Here is a 19801-nt window from a genome sequence, read left to right on the forward strand (position 1 = left end):
TTTTAACCGTTTCTGAATCTAATTGTTGTTATTATATCATTCAATCGAACCTAACAAAATAGCTATCTAGATTGTCACTTTGGATTATGCCAGTACATATGGGACAGCTTGAACGGATACCTCATTTGGACGATAGACTCCGATAATCCTTCCTGATCGGTCTGCCGCAAAAAGGACTGACCTCTCACTCTCTAGTGTAAAGAAGTATGTCATGTTTGTCGCTGTATCTGTTATCTCAATCTCAGTTTCACATGCGTATTCAGATGTAAAGACAAACAGGGCACCGTCTTTGAAGGACAATTTTCGTCCGTAAATTCCTGGTAACTGACCACCTGCATTCCACTTCAATTGGCGGTGAATGTTAGCCTTTGTTAAGGAATAGGTGTACATTTTTAGAATCGAGTCCTTCCGTTCATTCAACTCAATTGGTAATGGACACCAAATGAGCGAGCCTGTTCCAAATTGAATTTCATGGATATCGGTTACTTGTGAAGGATTTCCGTTCTTATCCATCACTACTTCCTTATTTAATTCGGCAATTCTGCTAGCACCAAATGAAACCGGAAGCAGCTCCCCCTCAAGTCGTAGCATTTCTTCGCGAACAACATTCGATATCTTTCGTTGACCAAGCTCCTCTATAAAACGATTCGTCGGCTGCCAATATTCGTTAAGTCCAAGAGGTCCAGTAATTAGCAGTGTTATCCCTTTCTCTTTTACAGCCTCTATGATTTTCTTAAAGGCCTGATCACTAATATTATGTGCACTAGGAAGAATGAGAAGTTTAGGTGGATTTGTCCATAGTGAATTGACATGATATTCACCAAGTGCACGGAATGGTACCTTCATTTCATATGTCAAAATCCTCGTTAATGTTGTTGTTGCGTCATAGGCTAATTTCCGATTAGAAAAGTCATTGGAATAAGGAAAAATAACGGCAATATCTTCAAGCTCTCTTCCGACAAACAAGTCGCGGATTCCTTCGATAAACTTCCCAAAATCATAGGAAACATTTGCTTCCGGCTTTTCGGTTCCATCTGCACGTAAAGCCCCGATGTTCGATTCGTTAATATTATCCATATAAACGTTTGTATTCCAAATCCACTGAACGGCTCCGGCTCCGCCTGTTGAAAAGGCATAGGCATATTTACGCTCCAATATATTTCTCAGCTCTTTTTCAGACCTTTTTGCACGTCCATCCGGCGTTTCGACATACATGATTCCTGTTTCCTGCACCAAATTTGGTTTGGTAAGCGCCTTGGTAAAAATACCGTCCCAGACAAGAGCATCCATATGCCACCAGGAATGAACCGTTGTGTAATCAACTGCCTCCTCATAAAAGAATGGGGATGGCCGCCCGCCTGCAAGTCCCTCATCCTGCCCAACCGTTACAAGTTGATTCGGATTAATCGCTTTAATGGCAGATGTCAGCTCAGCTGCCCAACGATTATGCATATCCATCGTAAATAAAGTGTAATCAAGCCATCTTGTCCCCTTCTTTTCCGTTCCCATATCCTGAATATGAAAATTAATGTCACTCGGCTCCGGTGGAACTGCTGCCTCAAAGCTTGGTAATTCATCTGGTGTCATATTCCATTTTTCTTGGAGATTCCGAATCGTCCCATGTCGATCCTTTAACCACTCACAATAAGCAGCCTTCTCAAACCGGTCTCCAGCAGAACGAGGGCCGGAAAAGATGCGATTTGGATCAAACATAGATGGTTCATTAATTAAATCCCAATGGACATTTGTTGTCTCTTTATGCTTCGATACGATGGTCGTAATAAATCTTTTCTGAGCTTCCACACTTCTTGGATCCAAATAAGGATTTGCCCCTTCCCAGCTTTCAGGTGTAAACGCAAAAAAGGTAAACGTCACTTCAAGCTCATGTCTCTTGGCTGTTAAGATAAAGGCATCGATCGCGCGCAGGATTTCTTCATGTACATGACCATCCTCGAACATGATCTTTCTCCAACCTGTCCATATCCCTGTCCGGATGAAATTGATCCCGGCCTTTTTCATTTGTGCCATATCTCTGTCCCAAACAGCCGGGTTCGGAAGGAATAAGAATTTCCTTGCAACATCAGATGTCATATACGTCATTCCGACAATCGGCATTGGGCGCTGATCCTTCCAAAAATAATCGCGGTCACAGCTTAAAAGGCTGCCATCCTTCAATAGATGTTCATCAAAACCCCAGAAACCATGTTTATAGATACGTTTTTCTCCAGCTTGGGAGATACCCTCACAAACCACCTCGTACATTCCTTTTTCAATATGGATTGGAACAGGAATACGAGTCATTTGAAATCGATTCGTTGTCTCAATTTGTATCGTCTTTTTCCATATAAATTCATTTGGGGCATCCTTCTTCATAATGGCCATGTCAAACGTCCACCATGTGGCTTCCTTAGAAGCAAGCCCATCTTTTCTCCTTAATGACTGTGTTTGTATCGTGATCGTCGGACTGTCACCTTCATCATAGGAAGCATAGTTGGATTTCAGCCAAACCTCTGTTACCCCTTGAGCACAATAGTCCGCCCACTCAGTTAACGACTCTCCCCCATTATTCGTCCAAAATTGTTCCTGTAATGGTTGATTGATAAACATCATCCGGCATCCGGCAAAATCACCCTTTGTATATTCCAATAATACCGCTGGAGCTCCCACTTCTCGCCCTTCATCCGAAACAAGCTTTAGAAGAGGATAAATGCGGGCATCCATTGGACCAGCCGAGCCCATTTCCTTTGGCGTATCACTATGCCTTGTGACATGAAGAATAAACCCATATGTAGGTTCGATTGTGAAAAGATGTTCTTTTCCTTCGAACAATGGAATAGTTGAATTATGTTTTTGTTGTTTTATGCCGGTTACATCAACTGGTAAAGCTTCATGAATCAGCAGCTTTTGATGATACGTGGTTTGCGCCTGCTCTACGACCCAATTTTCATTTTCCAGATAGACCGGATGTTTAAAGGGAGCACCGCCAATATAAAGCAGATTCCCGCCTTTTTTTAAAAATGATAGAATCGCACTCCAAGATTCCTTTGGAAAATAGGCTCCATGAAGATGAATCAAGCAATCAAATTTGCTAGAATTTAAATGCTCCTTCAGATCATTTGCAGAGGCAATTGTAAATTGTTTAGATAAATTCATTAAATGCTCATTACTGGGTCTTACCCCATCATATGGAAACTGTTGATCATAAAATAAAAGCGACCTGCCCATTTGTACCCTCCTAGGTGGTATGGAATAGTAATAAAATTTTTAACTTTTGAATAAAAGGAGAACCCCCTTGTTCGTAAGGTTCTCCTCTCTTTCCATTTACTTTATATTTAATTGGCTGCGAATTTTGTCAGCGACCTTTGGCAGCTCATCTTCAGCCTTTGCTTCCCCATTCATAATTTGGTCAATCACAGGCTGCAGTGTATTCATCGCTTCCGAGTATGTTGGGAAATTTGACGTGACCACGGTATTTTCCTCCATTGCTTGATGCACCGTGTCTACATTTTCCGGAGCATATTCTCCCTCAGAGAATTTGCCAGTTGCACTTTTAATCGAAGGATAGGCACCCACGATTTCTGATTGGACTTCCTGGCCGCCGCCATGTGTTAAGTATTCAAGAAGCGTCCATGCTTCTTCCGGATGCTCCGTATTTGTCCCAATCGCAATTGGCAAACCTAGTAATTGCGATTTATTTCCTGCTTTTCCTGCTGGAACTTCAACGATGTCCCAATTAAACTTACCTTCTGTTGTATAAGGTCTCCAGTTCCAAGGACCGGTAAAAGCCATGGCAGCTTTTCCTGCAAGGAATAAATCACCCAGACCTTGTGATTCTGTTGCAGTAGGTGATACATGGTGGACATTGCTTAAATCTGCTGCCCATTGAATCGCCTCAATGGCTTCAGGTGAATCAATTAATACCTCTGAACCATCTTGAGCGAACTTGCTAGCACCGTTTTCAACTAATGCTTCTTCCCAAGAGTAGCTTGCAGAACCAAATTGAACAATTTTCCCATTCTCTTCTATGGTTAATTTTTTGGCCGTTTCTACATAATCCTCCCATGTCCAGCCATCTTGAGGATAAGGTACTCCCGCTTTATCAAACATATCTTTGTTGTAGACGACATGGTGAGAAATGATATCTCTTGGCAGGGCATAGATGGTATCATCCCAAGTACCCATCTCGATACCGCCAGGAAGCCAATCTTCTTTATTAATACCAGCCTTTTCAATAAGATCGTCTAATTTCATAAGCAGACCTTGTTCTGCAAAGCCCGGTAAATAGGAACCCTGCAGCCAAACTAAATCCGGCTGATCTCCACCTGCCGACATGGTGACGAATTTATCCATGACTTGGTCATAAGGAGCATGAATCAACTCAACGTTAATATTCGGATTTTCCTCTTCAAACTTCGCATAAATTTCTTCCTCACCCTTTAATTCTTCCGGCCCATTTCCCCAGACCAGCACTCTTAACGTTGTTTCCTTCCCATCTGATGATTCTCCAGACCCTCCAGAGCTCTCACTGCACCCCGCTAATAATAGTGAGAACGCAAGTAAAACGCTTACAAATAAAGTGAAACGCTTCTTCAATTTCATCCCATACTTCCCCCTTCATGATCTTTTTCCTTTATTCCCTTTCAACCTGAGAAAGGAATAACTACCCTTTAATGCCCGATAAAGCAATTCCTTCGATAAAATGTTTTTGAGCAAAGAAGAATAAGAGAATCAATGGCAGAATAACCAATGTACTTGCAGCCATCATAGGTCCCCAGAGCATATTCAATTGTCCATTAAACATTTGAATGCCAAGTGCGAGCGTATATTTATTTGGATCATTTAAATAGATTAATGGATTCATAAAGTCATTCCATGTCCACATAAAGCTTAAAATGGCAACCGTAATCAATGCCGGCTTTGATAATGGAAGGACAATTCTCCAAAATACACCAAATGTATTACACCCATCTAAGATGGCAGACTCCTCTAATTCACGCGGAATCGTTTTGAAAAACTGCCTAAGCAGAAAGATAAAAAAGGCATTCCCTAAAAAGGCTGGTACAATTAATGGTAAAAAGGTATTGACCCAATCCAGCTTAGAAAAAATGATGTATTGCGGAATCATTGTTACTTGTTGCGGAAGCATCATCGTACTTAATAAAATAACGAACCAAAAGTTACGGCCCTTTCCGTTAATTCTGGCAAAGGCATAGCCAACAAGCGCGCTGGATAAGATGGTCCCTATGACAGTGAAAAAGGTAATAAAAATGGTATTCCAATAAAACTTGAGGAAATCAACGACTTGAAATACTTCCTTATAATTAGCCCAATCAAAATCAGTAGGAATCATTGTAGGCGGATAGGTAATCGCTTGTGCCTCATGCTTCAATGATGTACTGATCAGCCAAACAAACGGTAAAATAAATAAAATGGAAAACACGATTAACAGAGTGTAGATTCCAAAACGTTCCAACCGTTTCGTTTTAGACATGCTTTTATACTTTATTTCCACATTGCCATTCGTTGCAGCAGCTACTCTCTCCATATAACTCCTTCCTTTCTGAAATCCACATTTTAATCATCAAACTCGTAATAGACTTTTTTTCCAAATAATTTAAACTGAAGCAATGTAAAGAGTAGAACAATGAGAAACAATACCCATGCCAGTGCCGATGCATAACCCATTTTGAAATATTCAAAGGCATTATTATAGAGGTATAGGACATAGAATAGTGACGCATAATTCGGTCCGCCACTGCTCATCACATAGGCCTGTGTAAAAACTTGAAACGAGCCAATAATCCCCATAATGAGATTAAAGAAGATCACATGTGAAGACATCGGTACGGTAATATGCCAAAATTTACTCCAGCTTCCTGCCCCATCGATATCAGCTGCTTCATATAGACTTGTAGGTATTCCCTGAAGTCCTGCCAAGTAGATCACCATTCCTCCACCTACGCCCCATAAACTCATAATAATGAGCGCTGGTTTGACCATTGTCTCACTTAGCAGCCATTTAGAGGTTGGCATATTAAATTGATCCAGCATCGCATTCGCTAAGCCAAATTCCGGCTGGAAAATAAGTATCCATAACAGCGAGCTTGCTACCGCAGGAACGATGGACGGCAAATAAAAAATCGTGCGGAAAAGCCCCATGAATTTTACCTTTTGATTTAATAACACCGCTAGCAAGTACCCAGCAACAAGCCCTAACGGAACGCCAATCGCAGTGTAATAAACCGTGTTCCACAATGATTTCCAAAATAGCGGATCATTAAGAAGCGTTTTATAATTTTCAAATCCAACCCAAGTTGTTCCCCCAAAAATTTTCCAATCGGTAAAGGACATATAGAGAGAAAACAACATCGGACCGGCAGCTAAAACCAAAAACCCAAGCAACCATGGAGATATAAACAAATAAAATATCGATGTCTTACTTTTGACCATCCGTCTTATGGAAGTCCCCAAAACCAATCCCCCTCCTTTTGTTTAGTGAACCATCATTTATGGATCCCCATTTGATTTTTGAGTCTCCACCCTAAGGTGCAAACGGTTACAAAAGATAAAAAATGAAAATCACCTGCTACTGTTCCAAAACTGAACGTATCCCTTTCGTTTTCAGTTCCTCCTCATCCTTCATTTTGTTATTTTTGTTATCGTTGTTGTTAGTTGTTAGTATAACATAGATACTTTTTGTTTGTACATATCTTTTATCGAAAATATTAATCTATTCTGAAAATTTAAAATTACTATTGAGAATTGTCTAAATATAGCGATTCACAACGCTTAAGGAGGAGTTTTTGATCAAAAAAATCATATAGGGATATATTTCACTGTAAACGGGAAGGTGTGGAGATCAATGAAGAACGTTTTATTTTGATCGTACGTTATGTTTGTTATGTTTTTACTTAACATTTGTTAGATAATGAACGATAAGGAGCAGCATTATTTTTGGTAAACCGGGATTTACTTTGAAATAGTTCGAAGAAGTAAAAAGGGAGTAGAATTTAAATTAGATGTGATTTCATTTTCAAGATGATCGTTTCATAGAAATAGGGAGGATATTGAAATACATAGATTTATTCTCAGGAGAAATGCATGATTAAATCTGAAGGCATTTAAGCTGAATCTCTTTAGCATTTGTTAACTAGATTAACTGTTTGATTGACTCAGAATGAAACAGGTGATAAACCATGAAAATCTATTGTTTTCACGGTTTATCACCTGTATTGAAATGTTGTCACATCTCTAGGAAATGAACATTAATCAATTTTCTGTTCCTGCCGCACGTATTTAGCTACTCTTTGCAATTTCTCTAAATTCACCTTACGATCCCACACTTTTCTTGCATTTTCTGTCATGTAAGGATAGATATATTGATCAACTACTACCTGATAATCCAGGTCATCAAGTAAATTATAGGTGCGAATTTTCATTGTTTTGTTATCGAAGGTTTCGATGACAAGATCATTAATCAAATTAAGCGGATTTCTAATTAAATCGATATTACGGATATTTTTAATAAAAACGGTCCCTTTCTTGGATTTAATCGTACCGTTCTCACCTTGAACAATTGTTAACAGGGTCTTCCCTGGAATAAAACCTGGTAGTGACCAGAAAGTTAGGTAAAGGTAAAAAGGAGTGAAGATAAGACCGCCGCCAAGGTAAAGTAAAGAATATTTGGAATCAAATTTTAACCCATGTATGATTAAGAATAAACAGGCGATTAAAAAACCTACAGTGGCAAGAAACATCCATCCGTACATGAATTTTGATCCTTTTATATGTATCACTTCATTTTCTTTCTTAACATTTACCAAACGATGCACCTCCTAAGCTGAAAGAATCTTGTTCGTTACGAATAGTTGTTTAATAGATGCCTCATTTGCTCTTTGAATGTTCAGATCTAGGCTGTTGTCCCTTGTCGCCAGCCAACATTCATTCTTTCCTGGAATAAGAAAATAAAGATCTGTTAGGTCAGGGTTATTTTCTGAGTCATAGGCTAAGCTTACTAAACTATCCATTTTACCATTTCTATCCGAAAGATCATGTAAAAACGCGAGGATACTAGCAGACTCTCCCTTTTTGCTTATCCATTTCTGAACAATCGATTCTGAGAAAGAATGAGATTGACTTACATCTTCTAAAAGTTCTTCAAATTCTTCACTTTTTAACTGAAGGATGACTTCACCTTGCTTTTCTAAGGCAGGGAAGTTGAAAAACCTGCTTATCACTGAAAGGATTCCTTCTTCCGGCAGCTTTGAAATTGAATGAATTTGATTGTCGTATAATAATTTATGTAAATAAACCTCTCCATTTTTATAATGAAAGGAGATACTTGCTTCTCCATTTAAGTCTGACTGATGTTTAGAAGCCTTAATGGTACCTTCCGCATAATTCAATATATGGATATAGGCAGCAAATTCATCCTTTAATTTATATTGGTTATCAACTTCCTTAATCATATCTTTTGCTAACAAGGATCGCGAGGCAATTTCCAGCATTAGTTTTAACTCCGCATCCTGAAGCGTTGGAAAATAGGCTTCTTTAATAGATATTCCTTGTTCAAATAAGCCTTCACTGTAAAATGAAAAAAGTAATTCCTCAATACTTAATTGAATCGTATTCATAGGTCCTCCTTAAAAAAATGACAATTTATCCTCAAGAAAATCTTTTGCTCCATCTACAAGGGAGCTCGCGGTTTCTTTTGCTTTCGAACCAATTTCTTTCACCTTCCCTACAGGGTCGGCAATGGTCTCCTTAATTTGATCATTTACAAAATCAACACCTTTATTAACCCCTTCAACAACTTTCCCAGCTTTTTCGAGACCGCCTTTAAAAAACTCAACCCCAGCATGTATAGGTTCTTTAAAAGCGATAGCTGCTTTCTCCGCGATCCCTGCGGTAAGTTTAGCCGCTTGCTCTCCAATAAGTCCTCCTACAAAGGAACCTGCAGCTGCTCCTACAACCGTGCCAACTGGTCCTACTACACTTCCTAGAGCACCGCCTACGAACGCTCCCGCAATTGAACCTCCAGAGATGGCTACGGTATTATTCACTGCATTTCCAACGGCTTTTGCATTTTCACGTTTTAAGACCTCTGGATTATTTCCATATTTCGCATAGTTTTCAGAAATTTTCAGGCCCATTCCGCCTGCTTCCATTACTCCTGTTACTAATAGAGTACTAACGACATTTGTTTTTGCGAATTTTGCTCCTGTCTTAACAAATGATTTAAACGTTGTCGAGTCCAATGTTCTATGCTTAATCCCTTCAAATAAAGCCTTTGAACTATCTGTATACTTAACCACATCGCCAGGAAGATATTTAGCCAGCTTTTTGTGAACTAAATCAGAAAAAGGCACATCTCTATATTTCTTTAATAGATTTGTTGGACTTAAATAGGCTCTTGCTACATTACGAAATTTAGAATTATCAACGACATCAGAAAGTTTATTTAGGGCATTCATATGCCTATACATATAGACATCATCACTATTTTTAATAAATTGTGTGAAGCCCAGTCCATAAAATGCCAGCTGTTTCGATACTAAAGCACCCAACGCAGTTAATGCTCCGTATTTCTCATGCAGTTTATAAAGCTGACCGACTAAGTTATCGGCATCTGAAAATTTATTGACGGTCATTCGCAGGTCAATCTCCATTTCACTCAAGAGATCAACTAATTGATTTCCCGTTCCCCAAGGATCCCCTACTTGATAAAAACAATGACTATACTCTGCCGGAGCACTGCTAATCAGGTTGTAAAGCTCCATATGAAGGTCATTATATTCCTCTTCAATTTTCGACAATTTCGAGACATGGTCATTTGCTAAATCTTCTAAACGATCTGGATCTACTGAAATTTTATTACCCACTCTATCATCCTCTTTTCTTTCCCTATATGTAGCATTTCATCTAAATACTATTAAAAAAGTAATGTCCCACTATCATATTCTGTAAAGGCAAGATAAATAGATTGACACAACCAGATACCCAATTGTCATCATCTATTCCTTTCATGCCATCAACGACTTATTACGAGCCATTTTAAACCTCTGCTTTAGCGGACATAAGGCAGTCTTAAAAAAGACTAATTACTTGATGGGCCAAAACACCAAATTGAATGAACAAAATAAAAAAATCACTGCAGCCAGGAAGAGAACTGCCATCTTTACTTTTCTTATTTTTATCAGGGAGGATCCAGCCTTCCTCCTCTAAACTTTTGCGATCTCTATTTTTCGGTTTCATATGACACCTCTTTATATCCTTGAATCATTGTCAGTCTACTCATCCTTCATACAAGCAAGCCGCTCTAATTCTTTTTGTCTTTCAATCTCTTCTCTCACTCTGTCAACATCATTTGCTGCGCTTTCTAATTCTCTGCTGATTTGATAAAGGTTGTCTGAATGCCTTTGAAATAAGACAGCTGCTTCATCAACCATAGAATCAAATTTTTTGCGGGCTTCACCCGACCATGTTTCTGTATTCGTATGTATACTCTGCATTAATTTTGATTGATCTACTTTTAACTCCTCAGAAGATTCCTGAAACACTTTTGCTAATGCTCTGACTTTATCCGAATTCATCTTTTCACCTCATTATTACATCAACGTATTTTTGCTCGATTTATCATCGTCCGTTACCATTTTCATACAATAGTTCCCCTATTATGCTAAGTAAATATTACTATAATTACCAAGTCACTTCCATAAGTCTCCAGTATAGAAATGAAAAATGAATATAGGAAAAATGTATCAATTTTAGTGACGTAACTTGTTGTCATACATAAATAAACGTTGCAAGGATCGGGAAGAACAAAAATCCCTTGCTTCATTTGACTTTACATGAACGTTTTAATTATCGCTAAATTAACTTAATAGCCTGCATGGCAAATGAGAAAGCGGGATGGGTCTATACCGTGAAAGCTTGGGGCAGAGATACGTTTGTAAGGCAAAAGGAAGGTTCGTTTGATGCACTTTTGAGTAATAACCTATTTGGTATAAAATGGCCCAAGAGCCCGGATGAAGGACATTATTCTCGTTAAATTGGTTCAAAACGGCCTTGTGAACCTCTGTGAAGGACATTTCTCTCATAAATTTGGTTCAAAACGGCCTTGAGATCCACTGTGAAGGACATTTCTCTCATTAAATTGGTCCAAAACGGCTTTGAGAACCTCTGTGAAGGACATTTCTCTCTTTAATTTGGTTCAAAACGCTTTGAGATCCTCTGTGAAGGACATTTCTCTCTTTAATTTGGTTCAAAACGGTTTTGAGAACCTCTGTGAAGGACATTTCTCTCTTTAATTTGGTTCAAAACGGCTTTGAGATCCACTGTGAAGGACATTTTTCTCTTTAATTTGGTTCAACACGGCCGTGAGAACCTTGAGAGGGACACAACTCTTATTGAATTGCCCAGTATTAATCCACATTCGTTTTCAAACATGAAAGGAGCTGTTAGAGATCTCATGGAAAACAGCTCCTTTCAATCATTTATAAATTTAAACATTTCCCTTCATTTGGATTCTCTTTCTGCTTTTCCTCTACTTGTCTTAAAACACGCCAAATCGTTATGAGAGAATATCCCAGCATCAGGAAACCGGGTATGATCATAAATAAAATACTGCCATTAGGGGATTGGGAAAAATTAATGAGATAGCCGGCATAGGCGACGGTGAATCCATGATATTCTGCGACTACGTTTTCAGCTAAAACAGGGTTTGAATCTGGTGTATTGTTATTGTCACCTTTTGTCGTGTATTGGACTCCGCTATTTGTAGATTTTACATCGATGACTCGGTGAGTGATTAACATATTTTCATCTTCCATGAAGGTAATCACATCGCCCTTTTGTAATTGAGTTCGTTCCTCTTCGCTAAGGGATTTCACTGCAATGACAGATCCAGTTTGAATACCAGGCTCCATCGAACCGGATAAAACGGCTTTTAACTGGTAGCCAAAAATTTCCGGCATACCGCCAGACAGTTTAGACAAAAGAACCAGTCCGGCTACGGCTACTAGTAAAACCATGAGAATACCTGTAATAACCCGATTAATCCACGTTCCCAGCTTCTTCATTTTCAACCTTTTCACCTTCCTCTTCATTCTTTGAAGGAACAATAACTTCGTTTTCTATTGTTGGCTCTTCTTTTGCTGCGTCCGTTGCTTCCGTTTGAGTTGATTCCGTATCTTGATCAATCTCGGTTTCTGTTTCGTCCATTTCGATTAGCTTGTTTGACTCTGTATCGTTCTCTTTTGCTGCGCTATTTTCTTCTGGTTGGTTATGGTTCTGTTCATGCTCTGTCGCTAAACTTTCCTCAATTGGTTCCTCAGCCTTTTTTTGCTGCTGGTCACTCTCCCAAGTACCAATCGTCATCCTATCATTCACCTGCTTCTCGTCACGATAATAGGCTGTTGTGGGACTCGTTACAGATCCTGCAAATAGGATCACGACATACCAACCCAACGCCATGAACAACCAATTTCGCGACCTGGATGTTTGCTTACGGATGCATTTCACGTAAACCTCCGCCTTCCATACGATTTCCTGCTTCATATGATCTTGATTCTATCTGCGAACCGGTTTTCCGTCCCTTTGAATCGCTTCAAATTCCCAGGTAAGCTTCAACTGATCACCTTGAAAATGACTTTGATCTTTGCCATTGTTAATAAACGTGATTCGAATCATACAATCCTCTGCAGCGCCTCCGGCTTTAAATTCCTTTAAAGCTTGTTGGGGCTGAGCCTTTAGCTCAGATAATGTTTTTTGAAAGACAACCGATTGCTTTCCATTGACCATCCTGACAAATTCCACACGGATATATTTACCTAGGTCATCTCCTTGATTTTGATCTCCGTTATCGATGACTTCATATGCAGAATGCAGCTTCACTTCCTTCATATCAACACTGCCATCATTGGTCAGCTTGAAATTCCCTGTCATGGAATCACCTGGGACAATATCGTCAATTTGAAAAATGGTTTCTTTATTGATGCCAAGATCCAATACACCAGTGGAAAAGGTGTTGGTTACAGGCTCCTTGTCATTAAAATAAGCAACCGTCCCCTCAGTAATTAAACTCAAGCCAAGTGCAGCCATCGCGATACTTGTTAAAATTTTGCCTTTTACACTCATGTCAGTCCCTCCCTTTACGTTTAAATGCAGAAAAGGAGGAGAAATCTTCTCCTCACTCATCATAGAAAGCTAGTAATCTATTATTTCGCCTCAAATGCCCAATTAAGCTTTAATTGATCGCCTTGGAATTGGTTTTGATCTTCCTCATTATCAACAAACTCGAATTCGACATACATCGTATCCTTTGAACCAGCTGGTAATCCGCTTTGTTCATTATCAAAGCCAATAACCTTTTTCTCAACAGCATCTGGTGTCATTTGTTGTAAATCATATAGAGTTGTTGAATAAATGATGTCATTATAGCCAGTTTCTTCAGACTTATCACTGTTTTCAAGGAAGTTTACGCGGATATGCTTACCAAAATCATCGGTATTGTCGCCCATTGCATCAACTACTTCATAACTTGTTTTGATCAGTACCTCAGTGATATCAAGTGAACCATTATTCACAATATCAAAGGCACGAATCTCCCAGCTGCCTGGTTTTAAATTATTTACATCAATCACCACTTCTGGATCAACTGCAAGATCCAATGTTCCAGCTGCAAATGTATTATTCGTTTCTGCTGTATCACTAAAGTAAGCAAACGTTCCTCCGCTGATTAATCCCACTCCTAAAACGGCTGTTGCTAAACCCATAGCTAATGTGCTTTTAATTCCCATCTTTATTTCCTCCCAATTTTATTTTCTATCATGTGAAAAAAATCATAATTTAAGAAGGCTTGACCAAAAGATGTCATTTCTTATGAAGAATTTCCAAGCAATAACTATTAGAGAATCGGCATCCCATGGCGCTCTAATGCAGCCGCCTCTAAACGGGACATTCCTTGCTCTTCAGCAAACGCAAAAAGCTTGTCAGATACTGCAGGTGCCAGGGATGCTGGTGGCTGGGCAAGTCCCATTGCACGTTGGCGCGCAGTATTTCTGCGAGCGAATGGTCCCCAGATCGCAAAGGTAATTCCAGGTGTTTGCATATTGACGAAGAAGGTCTTTCCATCTGGTGAGAAGGTAGGACCTGCAAATTCAGAGCCGTTCATCATATTTTCAGCAAATTTGTAGATTTTTCCTTCCGGTGTTAAGCCGATGATACGGTCATTTCCGCCGCCATCTTCTGCAATCCAAAGGTCTCCCCATGGAGTGATCGTGATATTGTCAGGCATTTCTAACTCATTTTGTGATGTAGATTCATAGAAAAGCTCAAGTGTATTTGTCGCAGGGAAATAACGATATACACGACCAAGGTCTTGAGAGCCGGCACTTGTGTCATCAAACCAGAATGTTCCTGCAGAGAAAATCGCTCCCTCTAAGCGGCTAAATTGAATACAGCCTAAATCCTTTGCATCCTGCTGAGCACGCTCAGGATTTAATTTCTTCCATACGATTCCAAACTTTTGTCCGCTGTTTAACTCACCAGCAGATGAAGTTGAAATTTCATCAATCGCTGCTGCTTCAAGAATTCCGCCTTTTTGAAGTGAGCCAAGTGTTTGGCTGCGGTCATGCGGCGTAAAACGATACAGGAAGCTTGGGTTAGCATCCTCTGTTAAATACCAAATGCCAGTTGACGGATCAACCGCACATGCTTCATGAGAAAAATACCCCATATCACGAATAGGTGTTTTCGACATTTCATTCTCTGGATCAAGCGGATTCACTTCAAAAACAAAGCCGTGGCCTAAATCGCGTGTTTCTTCACATGTTAACCAAGTGCCCCATGTGGAAGCTCCGCCAGCACAGTTACGGATTGTTCCTGAGTTGGTGACATACTCGTCAATCACTTCACGGTCAGGTGTCACAATAAGAGCTGTCGTACCGCCAGCTGCACCTTTGCTCCAAGGATTTTTTCCGTTTACAGGATAATCAGCATTTGTTCCGTTCTCATGGTTACGTACAAGAATGGTCGTATTTTTCTCACCTTTAAACGCAGCCATTCCATCATGCATAGCAGGAACTTTGTCACCGTTATGCATAACGTCCCCTGTTGATGAAATAATCTTATAATGAAAGCCTTTTGGAAGATCAAGAATGCCGTTTGGATCCTTTACAAGAGGACCATAGCCCCCAAATCCGCCGCTTGTGCTTCTAGTCGCTGCCATTGCTTCTGATGCACCGTTCAATGACAAAAGCCCTGTTGTTCCAAGTGTTAATGCAACCGTCCCCATTCCGCCAGCCTTCAAGAAATCACGTCTGTTTAAGCCTTTACTGTTACCATTCACAATCTATTCCTCCCTAACAATTTTAGTCTTGAGGTCATATTCTATGAAATTTGCTCTACTAAAACGTTACCAAATGGGTTTGAAATCTATGTAAATTAAATGTAATTTTGTCGTTTACGATGAAAAATGAGGAGAATGGATGGTTAAAAACGGGGAAAATGGAATATTTTTTCGGACGCGTCGGTCATTAGCATCATTTTCTACCATTTGTGATAGAAAATGAGGGTTGAAGAGACTAGGAGTTTGGTTGGATATGCAGGAAATTGGTTCTGGTGATATTAACTTAGCGTTAAGAATGTTAAGGGAATGATTTACAAAATAGAATCGGTTCTCTCTTTTTTAATGGTTTGCCTTGCGGCTTAGTGCAAAAGTTAAAGATGGGAGCTGTCATTATCGGCAGCTTTTTCTTTTTGTGGAACGAAGCAGGTTAGCCCAACAAGAATAGAGAATTCTTTAATTTAAATACGTAGGTTTGGGGAGGAAAAAGAATGTCTAATAACGATAGACCAAGAAGGATAATTTTAGATTTAGCAGTAACGTTAGATGGTTTTATTGAAGGAAAAAATGGGGAAGTTGATTGGTGCATAATGGACTCTGAAATGGACTTTACTCATTTCTTAAATCAAATTGATACGATTTTATATGGAAGAAAAAGCTACGATTTGTGGGGTCAATTTACTCCAGAAATTGAAGATAATGAAGCTGAAAAAGAACTATGGGAACTAGTTCACAGTAAAGAGAAATATGTTTTTTCCAGTACGAAAAAAGGGAATGATACTAAAGCAAAATTCATAAATGATAATATTGTTGAAGAAGTAAATAAATTAAAGAAGAAGCCTGGTAAAGACATCTGGCTATATGGTGGAGCAAGTCTTATTACAACGTTTATCAATTTGGGGCTTGTTGATGAATTTAGATTATCTGTTCACCCTGTTATTTTGGGAGAAGGGAAACCATTGTTTATTGATATAAAAAAGAGGTTGGATTTAAAAATGGTGAAAACAAGAACATTCTCTTCTGGTGTTGTACAACTAATCTATCATTTGAATAGGAATTGATAAGATTTCACATCCCAAAGATAACATACACTAAAAATCATTAGGAAATACAAGATAGTAATAGATACAAGATGGTGAAGCATTGTACGGAAACGAACGAATGTATTAGGACAAAAAAGGATAGATAGAGCTTTTCATTCTGCTCATCTATCCTTTATTCATCAAGATGCTTTTTTCCCACATAGTTCTTCAAGCTTTATATTATGATAGTCTAATTTATTTTTTAACTTAGCTCTTAATTCATGATCAAGGCAGCTTTCAATTAATTCTTTGTGATAATTTCTTCTTAAATAATGCCAGCCATACTTCAATTTAGATAGCAAAGACATGAATAGCCGCCTCCTAATCTATTATTATTTTCATTTTACAGGCGTGGAAACGCTGTCAAAAGTGTGGGATGGACTATTTTCAACGTGTTACTTTGTGTTGATATGTTCGTCTGCAGATCACTCTGATCTGTCCAAATCATACTTTTTTAGTAGAAAGGATATATCCAACGGGAAGAGCGCTTTGCAAAACCATTCACATTGTTTAATGGTCTTTCCTTGTGAGAGTGAGTCTTGTCAATGTATTATTCTGTTTTGTATCCTAAGGAATAAATTTCAAATCCCCTCATAAAACATAATATGTAAATAAAAATGATCGGGGGTATCTTATGAAGAAAAACTACCATCTGGATCCTGGGTATGTGACCGTACCTGAGGCAAATAAGATTGTCTTACGTATACTTAGAATCGTTAATCAGCATGATAAATCTCATTACAATAAAATACTTGAAGGTGCGAAAAAGGGATTGTTTGGAGGTAAAAAACACGGTACACGCATGTATCAAGTTCGCAAAGAGGATATTATTCAATATGCTGAAAAATGCTTGCAAAGTGAACAATTGCAATTGTTTGACCTCGAGCTTGGAATTAGTTTAAACGATATTGAAGCACAACAAAAGCTGCCTTTCATCGATGAAAGTACAGCGAGCAATATTCATTACTATTTAAGATATTTAAAATTTCATGGAATTATTACAGAAGAGGCTTATTTAAAGGGAGAGAAAATTCTCGTCCTGCGGTTAAATATGAATAGTCTTTCTCCGAAATAAGCATAGAGATTGACCAAATTAAACCCAATTTAATAATCTTCCGTACGTTCTCCACAAAGCTAAGATCAAAACCATTAGAACTGCCGCTGTTATCAACCATGTTCGTTCAAAGATGTTGTATCCTTTCTTTCCTGCATACCATTCACATACCAGAATAACAGCAAAGAGGATTAAGAAATCCCCAATATAGTCCAGAAAGGTCCATACAGTAAAATCTCTTATATGTTGAGACTCCATCCCTTCCCCTCCTTAAGAACATTTTTATTCGAAAAAACGATCATTAGAAGGAAAATAATAGTAAAAATAGGAACCCATGGACATTCGCCTTTCTCATTCACAAAAAATAAAGCATTTTCAACATGAAATACCCCTTCATTTCCTATGAAAAAGGGTATGAATAACTATTCCCTCTCACAAGGGAATTTCCATAATCTGAATATTGATTAATTAATTTTGAAATTTTATTATTACTAAATACCTATGAAAAACTCATTTTGCTTTTAAAAGGTGGAGCCATGAAAAACCAATCGAAGAATGAAAAAATTAGTCAAGCCATGAAGGGATGGAAGCTCTCAGAGGAGCATAAGCTGAATTTATCCAAAGCGAAGCTGGGCCTGGCTAGATCAAGTTTAACCAAGGCAAAAATTAAAAAAACGATGCTGGGACCTGCATATGAAACGATAAAAAGAGATCATCCATTAGTCCCAAAAACAAAAATGAGCCGGTCTCACTTAACAGCTGAGGATGTGAAGGAAATTAGAGACCGCTACTCAAATGAAGCAACGATTTCCATACGGAAGCTAGCGGAAGAATATAAAGTGAGCAGGCACACCATTCATGCCATTGTAACTTATAAAATATGGAACTAAGTCCTAGTTCTGCAAAACGATATGATAAAGATTTTTTATAGAAAGGCACAGATGAAAAGTGAAAACAGTAGTAGACCCTTTAAAATCGCCACTTAAACCAGAGTATAAAAGGTTTTATATTCCAATCAAATCAAAGTTTATAATCAGCCATGCAGCAGCTTTTCTATGGATGTGCATTTCGATTTATTTAGGCCTTCCTTGGCTGGAGGATTTATCTAAAATCGTATCGTTTCCAGTTGCCTTGCTTATCATTGGCGGGATCTCCTATATCCCAGGTTACTTAAATGCCTTTCTCGTCATGAGTTTACTGTTAGACCGGCAGCCGCCTTTAAAAAATGAATTTCCTACTGATGAAATTACTGTCCTTATTGCGGCCCATAATGAGGCAGATAAAATATTTCAAACTCTTTATTATTTGGATAAACAAGACTATCAAGGAAACATGAAGGTTATTGTGATTAATAATGCCTCAACTGATCACACAGTAAAAGAAGTTCAAAGAGCAAAGAAGGAGCTTACCTTCGAGATTGATCTTCTTCACGAGGAAAAGCCTGGTAAGTTTCATGCCTTGAATCTCGCATTGCAGGCCGTACATACTCCATATGTGATTACGCTTGATGCTGATACGCTCCTGCCGAAGTCTTCCATTCGATATCTGGTCGCACGTATAAAGTCCAGCCCGGATGATGTTTGTGCTGTTGCTGGATCTGTTCTGACAAAAAACAGCAGGGAAAATATTTGGACAAAGATACAGGAATGGGATTATTTTTTAGGAATTGCCTCAATTAAAAGATTGCAGGGCCTCTACCAAGGTACACTTGTTGCACAAGGTGCTTATAGCCTCTATAAGACAAGCTGTGTGAAGGAAGTCGGCGGCTGGCCGAATGCAATTGGCGAAGATATCGTGTTAACGTGGCGTTTGCTGCAAAAGCATTGGAGAGTATACTTCGAACCGCTGGCTGTAGCATTCACTGAGGTTCCAAGCTCCCTTAAACACTTCATCCGCCAGCGAGCAAGATGGGCAAGAGGCATGATTGAAGGATTGAATGAAATCAAACCCTGGAAGCAGCCGCAAGTTTATAGTAAATATTTAACTGGAGTCAATTTAATTATGCCCTACCTAGACCTTACTTTTACTTTATGCTGGATTCCAGGACTCGTGTTGGCTTGTTTCGGTCATTACTGGATCGTCGGGCCGATGACATTACTTGTTCTGCCATTAACTCTTTTTAGCTATGGCATTCTTTATTACTATCAAAAGCATTATGTCTTTAAGCCTTTAAATCTAAGAATCCGCAAAAATATCGCAGGGTTTGTTCTATTTGTGATAGGTTATCAAATGATAATGTCTCCTGTTTCTGTATATGGATATGTGCAGGAAGTGTTTAAGTTTAAGAGGAATTGGAAGTAATGAAAAAGCTGAGCCAAT

20 protein-coding genes are annotated in these 19801 nt (G+C 38.8%); 4 read left to right on the forward strand and 16 right to left on the reverse strand.

The features are described 5' to 3' along the window. Window positions 1-84: 84 nt before the first annotated feature. From WQ54_RS05140 to WQ54_RS05200, 14 genes are all read right to left on the reverse strand, one after another. On the reverse strand, window positions 85-3225 hold the full coding sequence (locus tag WQ54_RS05140; RefSeq protein ID WP_046513015.1) for a beta-galactosidase: 3141 nt from the start codon (window positions 3223-3225) through the stop codon (window positions 85-87). Window positions 3226-3321: 96 nt separating this feature from the next. Beyond that, window positions 3322-4599: a sugar ABC transporter substrate-binding protein gene (locus WQ54_RS05145; protein WP_046513018.1), complete on the reverse strand. Its 1278-nt coding sequence runs from the start codon at window positions 4597-4599 to the stop codon at window positions 3322-3324. A 61-nt stretch (window positions 4600-4660) separates the two neighbouring features. Next, complete coding sequence (locus WQ54_RS05150) at window positions 4661-5545, reverse strand: carbohydrate ABC transporter permease (protein ID WP_084821836.1); 885 nt, start codon at window positions 5543-5545, stop codon at window positions 4661-4663. Window positions 5546-5574: 29 nt separating this feature from the next. Continuing rightward, on the reverse strand, window positions 5575-6471 hold the full coding sequence (locus WQ54_RS05155; protein ID WP_331435049.1) for a sugar ABC transporter permease: 897 nt from the start codon (window positions 6469-6471) through the stop codon (window positions 5575-5577). A 794-nt stretch (window positions 6472-7265) separates the two neighbouring features. After that, window positions 7266-7823, reverse strand: coding sequence for a DUF5381 family protein (locus WQ54_RS05160; protein ID WP_197089546.1), 558 nt, complete (start codon window positions 7821-7823; stop codon window positions 7266-7268). Window positions 7824-7835: 12 nt separating this feature from the next. Beyond that, entirely contained in the window at window positions 7836-8633 is a 798-nt protein-coding gene (locus tag WQ54_RS05165) for a hypothetical protein (RefSeq protein WP_046513021.1), read from the reverse strand. 9 nt (window positions 8634-8642) lie between these two features. Then, entirely contained in the window at window positions 8643-9881 is a 1239-nt protein-coding gene (locus tag WQ54_RS05170) for a WXG100 family type VII secretion target (RefSeq protein ID WP_046513024.1), read from the reverse strand. 205 nt (window positions 9882-10086) lie between these two features. Continuing rightward, window positions 10087-10254: a hypothetical protein gene (locus WQ54_RS33405; RefSeq protein WP_156177723.1), complete on the reverse strand. Its 168-nt coding sequence runs from the start codon at window positions 10252-10254 to the stop codon at window positions 10087-10089. Window positions 10255-10289: 35 nt separating this feature from the next. After that, a complete protein-coding gene (locus WQ54_RS05175; protein WP_046513027.1) occupies window positions 10290-10592 on the reverse strand; it encodes a WXG100 family type VII secretion target in 303 nt (100 codons plus the stop codon). Between the two features lie 903 nt (window positions 10593-11495). Continuing rightward, window positions 11496-12080, reverse strand: coding sequence for a signal peptidase I SipW (gene sipW, locus WQ54_RS05180; protein ID WP_046513254.1), 585 nt, complete (start codon window positions 12078-12080; stop codon window positions 11496-11498). Then, window positions 12055-12522 carry a hypothetical protein gene (locus WQ54_RS05185; RefSeq protein WP_156177726.1) on the reverse strand — a complete coding sequence of 156 codons (468 nt, stop codon included), beginning with the start codon at window positions 12520-12522 and terminating at the stop codon, window positions 12055-12057. Before WQ54_RS05185 ends, sipW begins: the two co-directional genes overlap by 26 nt. A gap of 48 nt (window positions 12523-12570) precedes the next feature. Continuing rightward, window positions 12571-13137: a TasA family protein gene (locus WQ54_RS05190; protein ID WP_046513034.1), complete on the reverse strand. Its 567-nt coding sequence runs from the start codon at window positions 13135-13137 to the stop codon at window positions 12571-12573. Window positions 13138-13217: 80 nt separating this feature from the next. Next, entirely contained in the window at window positions 13218-13799 is a 582-nt protein-coding gene (locus WQ54_RS05195) for a TasA family protein (RefSeq protein WP_046513037.1), read from the reverse strand. A 107-nt stretch (window positions 13800-13906) separates the two neighbouring features. Continuing rightward, on the reverse strand, window positions 13907-15349 hold the full coding sequence (locus WQ54_RS05200) for an alkaline phosphatase PhoX (RefSeq protein ID WP_052737672.1): 1443 nt from the start codon (window positions 15347-15349) through the stop codon (window positions 13907-13909). A gap of 488 nt (window positions 15350-15837) precedes the next feature. On the opposite strand from WQ54_RS05200, the gene WQ54_RS05205 reads away from it, so the two are divergent. Next, window positions 15838-16407: a dihydrofolate reductase family protein gene (locus WQ54_RS05205; RefSeq protein WP_046513040.1), complete on the forward strand. Its 570-nt coding sequence runs from the start codon at window positions 15838-15840 to the stop codon at window positions 16405-16407. Between the two features lie 161 nt (window positions 16408-16568). On the opposite strand, the gene WQ54_RS33410 is transcribed toward WQ54_RS05205, so the two are convergent. Next, the gene (locus WQ54_RS33410) at window positions 16569-16736 is read right to left on the reverse strand and encodes a hypothetical protein (protein WP_156177730.1); all 168 of its coding nucleotides are present in this window, start codon (window positions 16734-16736) and stop codon (window positions 16569-16571) included. A 326-nt stretch (window positions 16737-17062) separates the two neighbouring features. On the opposite strand from WQ54_RS33410, the gene WQ54_RS05210 reads away from it, so the two are divergent. Further along, the gene (locus WQ54_RS05210) at window positions 17063-17503 is read left to right on the forward strand and encodes a hypothetical protein (protein ID WP_046513043.1); all 441 of its coding nucleotides are present in this window, start codon (window positions 17063-17065) and stop codon (window positions 17501-17503) included. Window positions 17504-17521: 18 nt separating this feature from the next. Here the strand turns inward: WQ54_RS05210 and WQ54_RS05215 are convergent, their stop codons facing one another. Continuing rightward, window positions 17522-17740, reverse strand: coding sequence for a hypothetical protein (locus WQ54_RS05215; RefSeq protein ID WP_046513046.1), 219 nt, complete (start codon window positions 17738-17740; stop codon window positions 17522-17524). 278 nt (window positions 17741-18018) lie between these two features. Here WQ54_RS05215 and WQ54_RS05220 point away from each other — a divergent pair, with 278 nt between their 5' ends. Continuing rightward, window positions 18019-18372, forward strand: a complete 354-nt coding sequence (locus WQ54_RS05220; protein WP_046513048.1) for a hypothetical protein — start codon at window positions 18019-18021, stop codon at window positions 18370-18372. A gap of 58 nt (window positions 18373-18430) precedes the next feature. Further along, window positions 18431-19783: a glycosyltransferase gene (locus WQ54_RS05225; protein ID WP_046513051.1), complete on the forward strand. Its 1353-nt coding sequence runs from the start codon at window positions 18431-18433 to the stop codon at window positions 19781-19783. Window positions 19784-19801: the final 18 nt, after the last annotated feature.

Source organism: Bacillus sp. SA1-12, from assembly GCF_000981385.1.
In the GTDB taxonomy this organism is placed as follows: domain Bacteria; phylum Bacillota; class Bacilli; order Bacillales; family Bacillaceae; genus Metabacillus.